This is a genomic window from Tateyamaria algicola, from assembly GCF_047715485.1.
Taxonomy (GTDB): Bacteria; Pseudomonadota; Alphaproteobacteria; order Rhodobacterales; family Rhodobacteraceae; genus Tateyamaria.
Map to the genome: position 1 here is coordinate 3,648,603 of NZ_CP180422.1, position 14,756 is coordinate 3,663,358.

13 protein-coding genes are annotated in these 14,756 nt (G+C 64.0%); 6 read left to right on the plus strand and 7 right to left on the minus strand.

Going from position 1 to position 14,756, the window contains the following annotated elements:
- Positions 1-3: 3 nt before the first annotated feature.
- Both ACMHLQ_RS20470 and ACMHLQ_RS20475 read right to left on the minus strand, forming a co-directional pair.
- Positions 4-1,566: a peroxidase family protein gene (locus ACMHLQ_RS20470; RefSeq protein WP_415402517.1), complete on the minus strand. Its 1,563-nt coding sequence runs from the start codon at positions 1,564-1,566 to the stop codon at positions 4-6.
- Between the two features lie 117 nt (positions 1,567-1,683).
- Positions 1,684-2,979, minus strand: coding sequence for a hypothetical protein (locus ACMHLQ_RS20475; RefSeq protein WP_415402518.1), 1,296 nt, complete (start codon positions 2,977-2,979; stop codon positions 1,684-1,686).
- 233 nt (positions 2,980-3,212) lie between these two features.
- On the opposite strand from ACMHLQ_RS20475, the gene ACMHLQ_RS20480 reads away from it, so the two are divergent.
- Positions 3,213-3,914: a transglycosylase SLT domain-containing protein gene (locus ACMHLQ_RS20480; RefSeq protein ID WP_415402519.1), complete on the plus strand. Its 702-nt coding sequence runs from the start codon at positions 3,213-3,215 to the stop codon at positions 3,912-3,914.
- Here the strand turns inward: ACMHLQ_RS20480 and ACMHLQ_RS20485 are convergent.
- The 5 genes from ACMHLQ_RS20485 to pepN are packed head-to-tail and all read right to left on the minus strand — an operon-like array spanning position 3,911 to position 9,076.
- Complete coding sequence (locus ACMHLQ_RS20485) at positions 3,911-4,798, minus strand: alpha/beta fold hydrolase (protein WP_415402520.1); 888 nt, start codon at positions 4,796-4,798, stop codon at positions 3,911-3,913. The genes ACMHLQ_RS20480 and ACMHLQ_RS20485 overlap by 4 nt on opposite strands.
- The gene (locus ACMHLQ_RS20490) at positions 4,795-5,226 is read right to left on the minus strand and encodes a hypothetical protein (protein WP_415402521.1); all 432 of its coding nucleotides are present in this window, start codon (positions 5,224-5,226) and stop codon (positions 4,795-4,797) included. Before ACMHLQ_RS20490 ends, ACMHLQ_RS20485 begins: the two co-directional genes overlap by 4 nt.
- 6 nt (positions 5,227-5,232) lie before the next feature.
- Entirely contained in the window at positions 5,233-5,976 is a 744-nt protein-coding gene (locus ACMHLQ_RS20495) for an SDR family oxidoreductase (RefSeq protein ID WP_415402522.1), read from the minus strand.
- Positions 5,977-5,995: 19 nt separating this feature from the next.
- Complete coding sequence (locus tag ACMHLQ_RS20500; protein WP_415402523.1) at positions 5,996-6,511, minus strand: DUF1993 family protein; 516 nt, start codon at positions 6,509-6,511, stop codon at positions 5,996-5,998.
- A gap of 21 nt (positions 6,512-6,532) precedes the next feature.
- A complete protein-coding gene (pepN, locus tag ACMHLQ_RS20505) occupies positions 6,533-9,076 on the minus strand; it encodes an aminopeptidase N (RefSeq protein ID WP_415402524.1) in 2,544 nt (847 codons plus the stop codon).
- Positions 9,077-9,207: 131 nt separating this feature from the next.
- Here pepN and ACMHLQ_RS20510 point away from each other — a divergent pair, with 131 nt between their 5' ends.
- The 5 genes from ACMHLQ_RS20510 to ACMHLQ_RS20530 all read left to right on the plus strand — a co-directional run bounded on the left by ACMHLQ_RS20510 (position 9,208) and on the right by ACMHLQ_RS20530 (position 14,675).
- Complete coding sequence (locus tag ACMHLQ_RS20510; protein ID WP_415402525.1) at positions 9,208-10,761, plus strand: FAD-binding domain-containing protein; 1,554 nt, start codon at positions 9,208-9,210, stop codon at positions 10,759-10,761.
- Positions 10,761-10,910, plus strand: coding sequence for a DUF2256 domain-containing protein (locus tag ACMHLQ_RS20515; RefSeq protein ID WP_415402526.1), 150 nt, complete (start codon positions 10,761-10,763; stop codon positions 10,908-10,910). The genes ACMHLQ_RS20510 and ACMHLQ_RS20515 overlap by 1 nt, the downstream gene beginning before the upstream one ends.
- Before the next feature lie 73 nt (positions 10,911-10,983).
- A complete protein-coding gene (locus ACMHLQ_RS20520) occupies positions 10,984-11,859 on the plus strand; it encodes a sulfotransferase domain-containing protein (RefSeq protein ID WP_415402527.1) in 876 nt (291 codons plus the stop codon).
- A gap of 123 nt (positions 11,860-11,982) precedes the next feature.
- A complete protein-coding gene (locus ACMHLQ_RS20525; RefSeq protein WP_415402528.1) occupies positions 11,983-14,136 on the plus strand; it encodes a malate synthase G in 2,154 nt (717 codons plus the stop codon).
- A gap of 113 nt (positions 14,137-14,249) precedes the next feature.
- Positions 14,250-14,675 carry a GlcG/HbpS family heme-binding protein gene (locus ACMHLQ_RS20530; protein WP_415402529.1) on the plus strand — a complete coding sequence of 142 codons (426 nt, stop codon included), beginning with the start codon at positions 14,250-14,252 and terminating at the stop codon, positions 14,673-14,675.
- Positions 14,676-14,756 lie beyond the last annotated feature (81 nt).

Below are 14,756 nucleotides of genomic sequence, written 5' to 3' on the forward strand. Positions count from 1 at the left end.
GCCTCACTCGGGGACCCAATCGGCGCGTGTCATCGCGATGAATGCATCCCCCGCACCGCCGTCGACATTGCGGTCAACCACATCGCGCAAGGTTTGCGTGCGTTGGATTGCGCGCCAGCCGGGGGCCGAGAATGTGGCCGGTTTGAACACGTGCCGCGACAGGAGCGGGTTTGTCATGGCCTGGCTGAACGCATCCAGCGCCACGAACAACAACACGAGGTTCGGCAGGGGGCTGTTGGGCACCCGGTCTTCGCAAAAGAGGCCCACGTGAAAGTCGACCTCGCGCGGGTGGGTATAGTGCTTGGCCAGCTCTGCTGCGACCTCCGGGTCCGTTGAAATCTTGGTCCAGTCGCTGGGGCGCCGCTGGCCGAGGTAGTCGCAGTAGTCCGAGAAAGAGGCGAGGTGGCAGGCGCGATCCTGTTTGATCGATGCTTCCTCGACACCCAGAAGCGCGTTGGCGGTATTGCGCGGTCCCAATTCGGCGGCCGGGGTGGCGCTGACATTGACAAAGGCCTGCAACAGGCCCTCGCCTGTCAGCAGGGCGTTGTTGCGAAACGTTGTGTGCACGGGGTGCCACGCGCCGCCCCATTTCATCTGATCCGGGATCAGCGCGTGCCAGCGATAAAGCAGGCTGAACTCGGCCGTGATCCAGTTCGGTTTGTTCCAGGTCGCATTCCACGCCACCGCGGGATCGGCACGCAGCATGAAGGGCAGGGGTGAGATGTGGTTGATGTAATCCTCGACCACGATCTTGATGAACAGCACGATCACGGTGTTGCGCGCTGTTTCGAACACGCGCGTGTCGTCCCAATCGGGATGGTCGGCTTCGATCTCGGCGCACAGGCGGTTGTGTTCGCGCAGGAACAGCGTGTTGAGCATTGCGACTTGGGGAACGGAATTCACCCGGTCTCCGCCCACCGCGAACAGCGTGTCGCGCTGGGCGTCGGTGATACCGCTTTGTCCCAGCGGCGTGTCGAGCACAGCAAAGTCCGGATCGACCGCGCCGTCGCGGTAGAGATAGGGGGGATACTCCTCGCCATTGATCTGCTGGCTGCGCAGCCGCCCCCGTTCACCGGGGGTTTCCGATTTCAGGCGCAACGCCTGCGTTTGCGCATAGGTGCGCCCATAGAGGGTGCACATGTCGATCTCATGGTTCGATGTGTTGCGCCGCAGGTGGGTTGCCGGGTCTTCGCCGTCCGGGTGCAGCCCATCCGTTTCGGTGCGCAGGAACCCATCGGTGAGGTATTGCGCAAAGGCAGGAAACAGGCAGGTGGACTTGGGGCAAATCCGCTGCTTGCCATCACGCCGTTCGAACAGGCCCAGCAGATCAGCGACCTCGGGCGGGTTGTCCCGGATTTGCGGAGGCAGGTGTCGCCCGCTCCAGCGCCGGTCGGTCAGCCCGCGCCACGAGACGTAATCATGCACGGTGCTGAGGGGGTGGGGCCGGCTGCGCGCGCGGTTCACGACGCGGTTGATGGCCCAGCGGTTAATGATCTGGGACAGGGGCGGAATGCCTTCGGCAATGGCGAAAAGACGTTTTTGAACGGAATAGGACAACAAGGACATGGCATGGCTCGCAATCAGCTATTGGAAATACCAACAGTCTGCCGCAAGGCGTGCACCTTGGCTATACACAACTCGCAATTGAAATATGGGGGGCGTCTTTGGAAACGGCCCGTGGCCTCAGGCGGTGCGGGTTTCGGCCCCGTTCTCGGTAAAGACGACACGCTTGCCTGCCGCCAGCTCGCGCCGGAACAGGTCTGTCAGATAGCGCAGCGCATCGGCATAGCCCGAGGCCGCGAACCGGTCCGCACAGCGGATACGCAACGCGTTGTCAAACCCGCGCGCAGCGTGGGCCCACAGCATCGGATGTAGCTCGGTCAGGTGATCGCGCACGATCCAGGCGGCGGCGGCGGAAATCTGGTTGCGGATATAGTCGGTCTCGTCATCGCCGGTTTGGGTGGACCCCATCGTATTGGCGCAATAGGCCGCCATCAGGTTGACGGTGTGCTGGTCCCCGGTGTTGCGCAGAATGTCGCGCAACCCGTCGAGGAAGAAATCCAGATCCACACCTGCGCAGGCCTTCGGATCGATAGAGATGGCATCAAACATCATCCACGTATAGGCACCCGCGCCCCAGACATCATAGGTGCGCCCCGCTGCGCGGCGGGCCTCAAGCTCGAGCCGTTCGTAAGAACCGTGCCAGCGTGGCAGCATCTGTACGCCAAAGGTGCGGTAGGCGCGCGCATTCTTGATATCCAGATCGATCCAGCGTTCGAAATTGCGGGTGATCTGGCGCGCGGGGCCGCCGCGTCCAACCGACAAGGCACAGACCGTCGCCGCGAGCAGGGGCGAGTCCAGTGTGTCGGCATCATATTCGGCAACAATATCGGCGGCCCGGTCAAAATGCGCGTGAAGCGCCTCGCGGTTGCGCAAGGGCACTTCGATGTCCCAGCCAGGGCCGCGCCAGGCCCAGCCGATGTCGATATGGGCCAGGGCCACGACCACGGCGATCCTGGGGTCATTGGGATACTCGGCCAACACCTGTTCCAGCGCCTCGATCCCGGCAAGCAGGGGGGCTTTGGGATCGGGTCTGCCGGTCAACAGGGCGTGTTCGGCGGCGCTGACGACATCGGCGCGCGCGCCATATGCCAGCAATTCCGCAACAGGCGTGCCGCCCTGGGTCTTGAGCCGGGCGGCATCGGCCTCGGCAATCTCCTGGCTCAGGCGCGTCCACTCTTCGAGGCGGGCCAGTTTCTGGCCGCGCGCCTGATGTGTGTCGCGTGCGCGTTCTTCTGCTGTGGGATCCGGGCAGGGGATGGTAAGCGCGTTTTCCAGCGCCGAGGCCATCTGCCGTGCCGTTGATCGTGGCGGGCGGGCCGCTTGCAGAACGCCATCATGCGCCATGGTCATCCGGGCGCCTTTCAGCTTGCCCCGAAAGTGCGCCAAGGGCGCCAGAATGCGTTCTGCAAAAGCCATCGTTAAATATCCGTCACCGTGTACAGGCACCAAACTGGACGGGAATTGGGTCACAAAGAGGGCAAAGGGGCGACAAGATCAGGCAACTTACGCGGTGATTTTCCGCAGTTTCGCGCATTGGTTACAACAATGCGCGCCATGGGCGAAGATTGTCTCACGGCGCGCCGCAACGGGCTGAATTCCGCTGCGCCGCGCGCTGGACACCCCGCTGTCTGCTCGAACATAATCTCGCGATGACACCACGTATTTTGCTCACCCTCGGTCTGGCCGCTGTTTTGACCGCGACCACTCCGGCCCTTGCACAGGACGCGGCGGGGCAAGAGGCCCTGGCCCAACAGGCACTGGATACGCCTGCGGATGATTTTGACGGGCTGCGCCCGCCTGCGCGTGATGGCGACGTGCCGCGCACCCGCTGGACCCACCAGCCCGACCACATCCTGTGGAACCGTGCGGCCCTGTCTGCCCTGAAAGATCATGGGCGGCCCTTGGTCGAGATGGTGCCGGACGACATTGCGGATTGGTGTCCGCGATACCCCGGCGCCAGTGACGCGGGGCGCCGCGCCTTTTGGGTCGGGTTCCTGTCGGCGCTGGCCAAACACGAAAGCACCTACAAGCCCCGCGCCGTGGGTGGGGGTGGCAAATGGTATGGCCTGTTGCAAATCCTGCCTGCCACCGCGCGCGGATACGAGTGCACCGTAGGCACGGGTGAGGCGCTCAAGAACGGGGCGGCCAACCTCAGTTGTGCGGTGCGGATCATGGCCGTGACGGTGCCCCGCGACGGCGTGATCTATGGCCGGGGCGGACGCGGGGTGGCTGCGGATTGGGGGCCGATGCGCTCGTCCTCGAAACGGGCGGACATGGCTGGGTGGCTGAGGCGCCAGCCCTATTGCGCGCCGCTGGATGCCACGCGCCCCTTGTCGCGCCCGTCCGACTAGCCCGTGATATCCTGCCCGATCCGATCCCAGATTTCCGGGTAGGTCAGCAACAGCAGGTGCCCATGCCCCGGCACGAGGCGCAGTTCGGCATCCGGCAGGCTGTCGGTGAACCGTCTGGTGATGCGTGGCGGAAACACCGGGTCCACCGCACCGTGGTAATAGGTGAGCCGCGCACCCCTCAGCGCCTCTGGATCGGGGTTTGTCCAGCGCCGCAGGGCGCGGGTGTGTCGCCGCGCAAGACCATTTTCAGGCAGGGTGATGCGATCATCATTGGCTGCAACCAGCGCATCCGCGGCACGCCGCGACGTTGGCGTGGCATCCGCATCCGGCCCATAGGCCAACCGGCGGTAATACTCCAACCACACATCACGGGGGGCGAGGCTGCCTGCGCGCGCTGCCGCCGCCACTGTGCCTGCCGCCCCGCGCACGCCAGCAAGGATCGGCTGCGGCGCGGGCAGGGCAGAGGATATGGCCGTGACGCGCACGTCTGTGCCGGGGCTGGTGCGGCGGATGTCCTTGGCCGCCTCCAGCGCGATCACGGCGCCGGTGGAATGGCCGATCAGGTCGACACGGGCCAGCCCCGCCTCGCGCACGAGGCGAGCAATGCGCGCTGCGGCCCGCGTGATGTCGACCCATTCACCTTCGGGTCGCCCGTCATAGCCGGGCAGCCGGTAGTAGACGATGGCGCGATCCGTCGTCTCGAGCCCGGCGAGCGGGGCAAGCACCCGGATCGAGGTCAGCGCCCCGGGAATGCCGATGACCGCGCTGTCGGCGCGCGCAACCGCGCCCTTGTCATATAACAGCGGGTCGGACGTGTTCTGGTGCGAGGGGACACCGCAGGCCGCCAGCGCACAGAGTGCGAGGATCAGCGCGACCCACCTCATCCCAGCAGGGAAAAATGGTGACGCTCGACCTTGATCCCACGCTCTGCGAGGATCTGTTCGAACGTGTCCGCCTTTGGCGTCGCCTCAAGCGGCAAACGCACCTTGCGCCCGGAGGTCAGAACCGCACTGGCGCGGACCGAAAAGTCGAGCCGCGTATCCAGCCGCATATGGCTGATCCGGTCCCAGGTGATCTCTCCGGATCGTCGCCCGGCAAACCAGCTGAGCCCGTCCTCTGACAGCCCGACGCCCGATCGACGGCCCGCGACCAGATCGTACAGGGCGGGGGCCGTGCAAAACGCAATCAGCGCCATCAGCCACAGCGCTGCATCCAGAAACAGGATGGCTGCCAGAATGGCCCCCCAGACCGCGATCAAAGCGATCAGTGTCTTGCGGTTGCGTCCCGAGGTTTCAAAGCTGTAGGGCGTCATCTGTCCTCAACGGCCACCCGTGACATCCAGCGTGGACCCGGTGACATAGCTTGCCTCATCCGACGCAAGCCACAGGATGGCCCGCGCCACTTCTTCGGCCGACCCTTCACGCCGCATCGGCACCATATGCGCCAGCTTTTGCGCGCGCCCCGGTTGTCCGCCCTTGGCGTGGATTTCGGTGTCGATCAGGCCCGGGCGGATCGACATGACACGGATATTGTCTTGCGCAACCTCGTCCGACAGCCCCTTGGTAAAGGTGTCGATTGCGGCCTTTGAGGCGGCGTAGTCGATATACTGGTTTCCCGACCCCAGGCGCGCAGCGGCAGACGAGATGTTGATGATCGCGCCGCCCTTACCCTGGGCCTGCATGCGGATCACGGCCTCTTTGGCGACCAGCATGGCGCCAATGACGTTCACGTTCATCATGCGGGTCAGGCGCGCGTGGTCGATCTCGGTCAGTTTGGCGGACGTGTCCACGATCCCGGCATTGTTGATCAGCACGTCCAGGCGGCCAAAACTGTCATCGACCACCTTGTAAATGCTGGCAATGTCATCCGGTTCAGCCACATCGCCCTGCGCCAAGACGACCTGCGCGCCAAGCGCTTCGGCGTCGGCCTTTACGGCGGCGGCCCCGTCCGGGTTGCTGCGGTAGTTCAGCACCAGATCGTAGTCGGGGGCGGCAAGGCGGGCACAGGCCGCACCGATCCCGGCAGAGGCACCGGTGATAAGGCAGATGGGGCGTTTGGTCATGGAAATGGCTTTCTTGAGGTTAGTTGATTGGTGTGTCGGACACAAGGGTCGTGCCGGGGGCGTAGCGGTGAAAACCGTCCAGATCGCCCTTGCCCACATTTGCGCCTGCTTTGCGCAGGCTGGCATAGCCCAGGGCGAGATGAAACTGCGCATTCGGCAGCGCATAGAGCAGGGCGTAATCCTGTCCGCTTTGCACCAGTTCCGCCTCTCCGGCGGTGTGGGTGATCTGGCGGGTTGCTGCACCTTCAAACTCAGACGGCTTCACTTCGTCCAGCATGAAGGCCATGTCATGGGCCAGTGCCACGATGGCACCTGGATCGGTGTCAAAGGGCAGATCGGGCACCTCGTCCCCCGTCAGCGGCAAAATGGTGCGGGCCACATATCCCAGCGCACAGCAAAAATGCTCAGCCGCCGAAAAACTGTCCGGCACGAGGCGTGCGCCGAGGGGGCGCGGGTCCGACAGGCAGTCGATCAGGCGCGGCACCGCTAGTGTTACGCGTTTGAGCGGGGGCACGGTGGCTCTATAAAGGTCCATCAGATTGCAAGGCCGCCCATGTCATGCCTCTCGAATGCGCGTAATCATCTCGGTCGTATCGCGGCTCAGGTTGGGGGTGGCGGCGATGCGGTCCAGCTCTTTGCCGATCATCGACTGCCGGATTGCGTCATAGCGCCGCCAGGTCTGGAAGGCGGAACACATCCGCGCTGTCGTCTGCGGGTTCACCGGGTCGAGCGTGATCAGCCAGTCGGCCAGCATGGTGTAGCCCGACCCATCCTTGGCGTGAAAGCCTGCGTGATGACCTGCCAGCGCACCCAGGGTGGCCCGGAACCGGTTGGGGTTCTTCCAGTTGAAGGCGGCGTGGCGGGTCAGCGCCTTGGCCGTGTCGGCGGCATCATCGGGCTTGGCCTCGATCACCTGCAGGCCGAACCACTTGTCCATGACGAGGCGGTCGTCTTTCCACTGCGCCTCGAACTGGGCAAGGGCGGCATCACCGCGCCCGGCGCGGATCAGGTTCGCCAGCGCGCTGAGTTGCTGTGTCATGTTGTCGGCGGTGTCATACTGTACCTGCGCTTGATCACCGCCATCCTGACGGGTGATCAGGGACAACACCGTATTGCCCAAGGCCCGCATCCCCGACTGTGTCGCATCCGGAGCGTAAGGCGCGCTGACCTGTTGGGCCGCGTACAGCGCAGACAGCCCATCGCGCATCCGGTCGGACAGCGCCTGTTTCAATGCATTGACCGCGACCCAGATCGCATCCGGGTCCGGCGTGTGCCCGGAGCGGTGCATTTCCGCCGCCAGTTCCGACTGGCCGGGCAGCCCGGCCATCAACGCGCGGTAGGCCGGATCAAGGCTGTCATCCAGCAGCACCTTTTCGATCCCACTCAACCACGCCTGATCGGGGGCTGCGCCTTTGACAATCGTGGCCATCAGCGAGGCGCGGGCAAGGTTGCGCGCCGCCTCCCACCGGTTGAACGGGTCGGTGTCATGGGCCAGCAGGAACGCGTGATCCGGCGTGTGATCCAGCACGATGGGCGCGGAAAAGCCGCGCAGGATCGACGGCACCGGCTTGGCCGCAAGACCGGGAAAGGAGAACGTCTGGCTGGTCTGTGTCAGCTCCAGCACCTGGGTCGGCATCACCTCGTCCCCGTTTGGGCCGATCAACCCGACGGCCATGGGGATCACCTGCGGCTGGGGGTCTGCCGTCGTGGCCGATGGCGGTGTGGACTGCGTGAAGTTCAGCGCATAGGTGCCGTTTTCAAAACTGTCCGAGACCGCAACGCGCGGCGTGCCCGCCTGCGAATACCAGCGTTTGAACTGCGCCAGATCGCGGCCCGTGGCCTCCGCGAACACGGCCAGCCAATCCTCGATCGTGCAGGCCTGCCCGTCATGGCGGTCGAAATACAGATCCAATGCCTTGGCATAAGCCGCGTCCCCGACAAGTGTCTTGAGCATGCGGATAACCTCCGCGCCCTTCTCGTAGACCGTGGCCGTATAGAAATTGTTGATTTCCTGAAAGCTTTCGGGGCGTACCGGATGCGCGAGGGGCCCCTGATCCTCGGGAAACTGGCGGCCGCGCAGGTCGATGACGTCACTGATCCGCTTGACCGGTTCCGAGCGCATGTCTGCGGTGAACTGGCTGTCGCGGAACACTGTCAGCCCTTCCTTGAGGCACAGCTGGAACCAATCGCGGCAGGTGATGCGGTTGCCCGTCCAGTTGTGGAAATACTCGTGTGCGATAATCGCCTCGATCCGCTCGAAATTGGTGTCGGTCGAGGTTTCGGGGCTGGCCAGCACCGCCGAGGCGTTGAAGATATTGAGCCCCTTATTCTCCATCGCGCCCATGTTGAAGTCGTCCACCGCCACGATGTTGAACACATCAAGATCATAGGCGCGGCCATAGACATCCTCGTCCCACTTCATGGAATCCTTGAGCGCCTGCATCCCGAAGGCGCATTTGCCCTCGTCACCGGGGCGGACATAGAGGGCCAGGTCGACCTTGCGCCCTTCCATCGTCGTGAACGTGTCGCGATGGGCGATCAATTCGCCTGCGACCAGGGCGAATAGATAGGCGGGCTTGGGCCAGGGATCGTGCCATTCCGCCCAGCCTTCGCCCGAGGCGACCGGGTTGCCGTTGCTGAGCAGCGTGGCGTGGGGGCCGTTGATGCGTACCGTGAATGTGCTCATCACGTCGGGGCGGTCGGGATAGTATGTGATCTTGCGAAACCCTTCGGCCTCGCATTGCGTGCAGTACATCCCGTTGGACAGATAGAGGCCCTCGAGTGCCGTATTGGCGGCCGGGTCGATCTGCACCTCCGCCTCCCAGACAAAGGGCATGTTGGGCACGTCGCAGGTCAACCCATCCTCGCTCAGTGTCGGTGTCACCGGCTCGCCATCAATCTTGGCGCTGATCAGCGACAGGTTTTCGCCGTGCAAAAAGAACGTCTTGTCCGTGGCTTGCGGGTTCGGCGCAAAGCGGATGCGCGATGTCACCCGCGTGGCGGACGGGGCCAGATCGAAGGTCAGGTGCACCTCCTGAACGGTGTAGCCGAAGGGTGTGTAATCCTCGAGGTAGATCGTTTGGGGGGACGCATCGCGCATCAGGGGTCAGCCTTGTGTGAGGAAGCCAGTGTTTCCTTGGACGTTAGTGCTGTGTCCCGGGGGCTTCAAGGTGCGCGCCGATGCGGTCGGCGGAGGCTGGCCCTTGGCCGCGCGCGCCCTAGGTGCGGGTCATGACGACTGTTTTGTGGTTCAAACGTGATTTGCGCATCACCGATCACCCTGCGCTGGCCCGTGCGGCGGCGCTGGGCGATGTGATCCCTCTTTATGTGTTCGAGCCGGACTATTGGGCGCAAACAGACGTGTCGGGCCGCCAGTTCGATTTTGTGACGGAAAGCGTGGCTGCCTTGCGCGCCGATCTGCGGGGTATCGGGCTGACGCTGGTCGTGCGGGTCGGGCGTGTGGTGGATGTACTGGAGGATCTGTCGCGCGCGGCCCCTTTCAATCATCTCATCAGCCACGAGGAAACGGGCAGTGCCTGGACTTATGCGCGCGATCGCGATGTGGCGGCGTGGGCGGCAGGCCAGGTCGTGCGGTGGGAGGAGCTTACCCAGTCCGGCGTCATACGGCGCCTCAACGGGCGCGATGGCTGGGCGGCACGGCGCAACGCGTTCCTGCGCCAGCCGCAGGTGGATGTCCCCGAGCGGCTGCATGGACCCATTTTGCCCAGCGACGATGTTCCGCAACTGGTGGCGCGGGATCATTGCCCGCACCGCCAGCGCGGTGGCCGGGCCGAGGCCCTGTCGCTGCTGGGCTCTTTCCTGACCGAGCGGGGCCAGACATATCGCAAGGACATGTCCTCGCCCGTGACCGGTGAATGGTCCTGTTCGCGTCTGTCGCCCTACCTTGCCTTTGGCTGTCTGTCGGGGCGTGAAGCGTCACAAGCCGCGGCCGCCCGCCAGCGCGAGGTCAAGGGCACGCGCGCCGGGTGGGGCGGGTCGCTCAAGTCCTTTCAGGCGCGCCTCGCATGGCGCGACCACTTCATGCAGAAGCTCGAAGATGAACCCGCGCTCGAGCATCACTGTCTGCATTCCGCCTACGAAGACATGCGCCCGCGCAGCCCTGATGCCGCGCGCCTCGCTGCCTGGCAAAGCGGGGAGACGGGCCTGCCCTTTGTCGATGCGTGCATGCGGTATCTGGATGCAACAGGCTGGCTGAATTTCCGCATGCGGTCGATGGTGATGGCGGTAGCGTCCTATCACCTATGGCTCGACTGGCGTGTGACGGGGCTGCACCTGGCCCGACAGTTCACCGATTTCGAGCCCGGTATTCACTGGCCCCAGGCGCAGATGCAGTCGGGCACGACGGGCATGAATACGGTGCGCATCTACAACCCCGTCAAACAGGGCAAGGATCAGGACCCGACGGGCGTGTTCACGCGCCGCTGGTGCCCGGAACTCGCGGATGTGCCGGACGACCTGCTGCAAGAGCCATGGCGCTGGGATGGCGCGGACCGCGTGCTGGGCCGCACATATCCCGCACCCATCGTGGAAGTGGCCGAGGCAGCGCGCACTGCGCGCGCGCGTGTTTGGGCCGTCCGCAAGGGGGATTCCTTCCGCTCCGAAGCGGCGCGCGTGGTGGACAAACACGCGAGCCGCAAGGACCCGCAGGGGCATTTCGTGAACGACCGTGCGCCGAGGGCGCGTAAGGCGGGCGTGTCGCCCGCCTCTGGACGCCGAAAACAGGCTCCGGCCCGTGATAGCCGGCAGATGGGGTTCGATTTCTGATGGGGCGCATGCGCAGAAAATCCGAGTTGCCGCAAAAGATGTGCCCGGTCTGTCAGCGCCCGTTCACCTGGCGCAAGAAATGGGCGAAAGTCTGGGACGAGGTGCGCTATTGTTCTGAACGCTGCCGCAGGACAGGCGTCGCCAAGTAAGGCGGATGGCAATCCGCCGCCTGCGCTGCCCTTAAAGATTGACCGCGCGCTGCACGCAGGCCAGCACTTGGCCATGCTGACCCCGCCACGGCCACGCGCCCGCATCTATCCCGGAAGGAATGTCGATCCGACCCGCTGGGATCGGTTTGTACCGCGGGCGGGCGACGTTGTCGTCTCCACCCCCTCCAAATCGGGCACAACGTGGGTGCAGGGCATTCTGGCGCTCCTGTTCTCGGGCGATGTGAACGTCGATCCGCAATTGTCGACCCGCGCGCCATGGCTCGACATCGCCGAGGAGGACTGGGCAGACGTTGCAGCCGCGCTCGACGCGCAGACCAGCCGTCGCCAGATCAAGACGCACACACCACTGGATGGTGCCCCGTTGTGGCCGGACGTCCGCTACATCTGCGTGTTCCGCCACCCGATCGACGTGCACCTGTCATTCCGCGCACATGTCTACAACATGCGCAAAGAGGTGCTGCGCCACGTCTTTCCCGAAGATGTCCGCGAGGGCTTTCACCTGTTTCTGCAGGGCGATGCGCATACCGGTAGCAATCTTGCGTCGATCCTGGATCACTATCGTGCGGCGCGTGCGCTGGACGAGGCGCCCAATGTCCTGCGGCTGCATTACGCGGACATGTTGCGCGATTTGCCCGGGGCTGTTGCCCGTATTGCGGATCACGCGGGCATCCATCACGAGGCCGCGTTGCTGTCGCACCTGGTCGAGGCCGCCCGATTTAACGCGATGAAAGCCAATGCCGCGCGGTTCGCGGTCGCTGCGGGGCAGGGGTTCTGGCATGACGATGCATGCTTTTTCCACAGTGGGGGGGCGCAGAAATGGCAGGGTGTGCTCGAGGCTGAGGACATCGCCGCCTACGAGGCTCGGATGGCTGGGCTGCTCTCTGCGGAGGCGCGGCATTGGCTGGAATGGGGTGCGGGTGCTGCTTGAAAAGGCGCAGTTCGAGCGATTTTTCAGCTTTGGTAAAATTATCTGACCAAACGTGTTTACGATAGGAAACTTTTTCTCTAAGCCTGCCGTCGAAGTCGAGAATCCAAGCCGGGAGGGCATCAGATGTCGAATTACGTGGAACGGGCCGAACTGAAAGTGGCGGACACGCTGGCGCAGTTCATCGAAGGACAGGCCTTGCCGGGCACAGGCGTCGCCTCGGCCGATTTCTGGGCGGGTTTTTCGGCGCTTGTGCACGATCTGGGGCCCAAGAACCGTGGGCTGCTGTCTGAGCGTATGTCCATTCAGGCCAAGATCGACGACTGGCACATTGCCCATCGCGCAGCGCCCCACGATGCGATCGCCTATCGCGCCTTCCTGGAAGAGATCGGGTATCTCGTGCCCGAAGGCCCGGATTTCGAGATCGAAACCGCCAATGTGGATCCCGAGATTGCCAGCACCCCCGGCGCACAGCTGGTGGTGCCGATCATGAATGCTCGTTTTGCCTTGAACGCTGCCAATGCGCGGTGGGGCAGTCTCTATGATGCGCTCTATGGCACGGATGCCATGGGCGATCTGCCCGGCGGCAAGGGCTATGACCCTGCGCGCGGGGCCCGCGTGATTGCCTGGGCCAAAGCCTTTCTGGACGAGGCGGTGCCGCTGCAAGGTGCCAAGTGGGCCGACGTTGATTCCCTGGGTGTGGACGGCAACGCGCTGGTCCTGAAGGCCGGTGGCACGCCTGTGTCATTGATGGACGAAGGACAATATGTCGGTCACGCCTCCGACGAGGAAAGCAGCAGTTTCCTGTTCAGGAACAATGGGCTGGGCGTCGAAATTCAGGTGAACCCGAACCATCAGATCGGCGCGAGCGATCCGGCCGGGATCGCGACGGTCAACCTGGAGTCCGCCCTGTCCACCATCATGGACTGCGAAGACAGCGTTGCGGCGGTGGATGCCGAGGACAAGGTGCTCGCCTATGGCAACTGGCTCGGCCTGATGAAGGGCGATCTCAGCGAGACTTTCGAAAAGGGCGGCAAGACTGTCACCCGCCGTATGGCAAGCGATCTGACCTATTCCGGGCCGGATGGTGCGCCCGTGACCGTCAAGGGCCGCAGCCTGATGCTGGTGCGCAATGTGGGCCATCTGATGACCAACCCGGCCATTCTCGACCGCGATGGCCTTGAGATTGGCGAGGGATTGATGGATGCGATGGTCACCACTCTCATTACCATGCATGATCTCGCCAAGACGGACGGCTTGCGCAACTCGGTCACCGGATCGGTCTACGTGGTAAAACCCAAGATGCACGGCCCGGTCGAGGTTGCCTTTGCCGACGAGATCTTCACGCGGGTCGAAAAAGTGCTGGGCCTGCCTGCGAACACGGTCAAGCTGGGCATCATGGACGAAGAGCGCCGGACCTCGGCCAATCTCAAGGAGTGCATTCGCGCGGCCAAATCGCGCGTGGCCTTTATCAACACCGGTTTCCTGGATCGCACCGGCGATGAAATCCATACCTCGATGGAGGCGGGTCCGATGGTGCCCAAGGGCGAGATGAAGGGGGCGGCATGGATCGCCTCCTACGAAGATCGCAATGTCGACATCGGCCTGGCCTGCGGGCTGAAGGGGCGCGCGCAGATTGGCAAGGGAATGTGGGCCATGCCTGACCTCATGGCTGACATGCTCGAGGCCAAGATTGGTCACCCGCAATCAGGCGCGACCTGTGCCTGGGTGCCGTCCCCCACTGCCGCCACGCTGCACGCGACGCATTATCACAAGGTCGATGTGCTGGCCCGTCAGGATGCGCTGAAAGCAGGTGGCGCGCGCGGCACGCTTGAGGATTTGCTGACCGTGCCGGTGGCCGCGGGCCGCAATTTCTCGGACGCCGAGATCGCACGGGAGCTGGAAAACAACGCCCAGGGCATTCTGGGTTACGTGGTGCGCTGGGTCGATCAGGGTGTTGGCTGTTCCAAGGTGCCTGACATCAGCGATGTGGCCCTGATGGAAGACCGCGCAACCTGTCGCATTTCGGCGCAGGCCATGGCGAACTGGTTGCACCACGGGGTGGTGAGCGAGGATCAGGTGATGGCGGCGCTGAAGAAGATGGCCGCAGTGGTGGACCGCCAGAACGCAGGCGATGCGGCCTACATCCCCATGGCCCCCGGCTTTGACGGGATCGCGTTCCAGGCGGCGTGTGATCTGGTGCTCAAGGGTCGTGTGCAGCCGTCAGGTTATACCGAGCCTGTGCTGCATGCCCGCCGTTTGGAGTTCAAGGCCGCCTGACAGGCGATTGGCCCGCGTGGCACGGGGGCTGTCTGCCCCCGGACCCACGATGGTATTTTCAGTCAGAAGAAACAGGCGTTCATCGACTTGAGCCTGTGCAAAAGGAGAAAGACATGACCATTTCACTGCGCAAGGCGCGCACGATCATTCGCAAGGCGCTGGAAAAGGGCCGGGAGATGGAGTTGAAGCCACTGTCCGTCGTGGTTCTGGATGCGGGCGGTCACGTGCAGGCGTTCGAGCGGGAAGATGGCGCAGCGCCGGGTCGCTTCGCGGTTGCCCATGGCAAGGCCTACGGTGCGGTGATGCTGGGTATGGCGGGCACCGCGCAGATGGCGCGCGCCGAGGCGCAGGCCTATTTCATGGGCGCGGTGAACGGTCTGTTTGGCGGGCAGGTCGTGCCCGTGCCGGGTGGTGTGCTGCTGCGCGACAAGAAGGGCGCCGTGATCGGCGCCGTCGGTGTCACGGGCGATACGTCCGACAACGATGCGATCGCGGCCGTGGCCGGGATCGAGGCGGCCTCCCTTGTGGCTGAAATTTAAGCGCTGACGACTTTGCGGCTTTGCGCACAGTTGTCTGCGCGCGCGCTGCTCTATTCTTGGGGGCGGGTGCCGTCTATATCT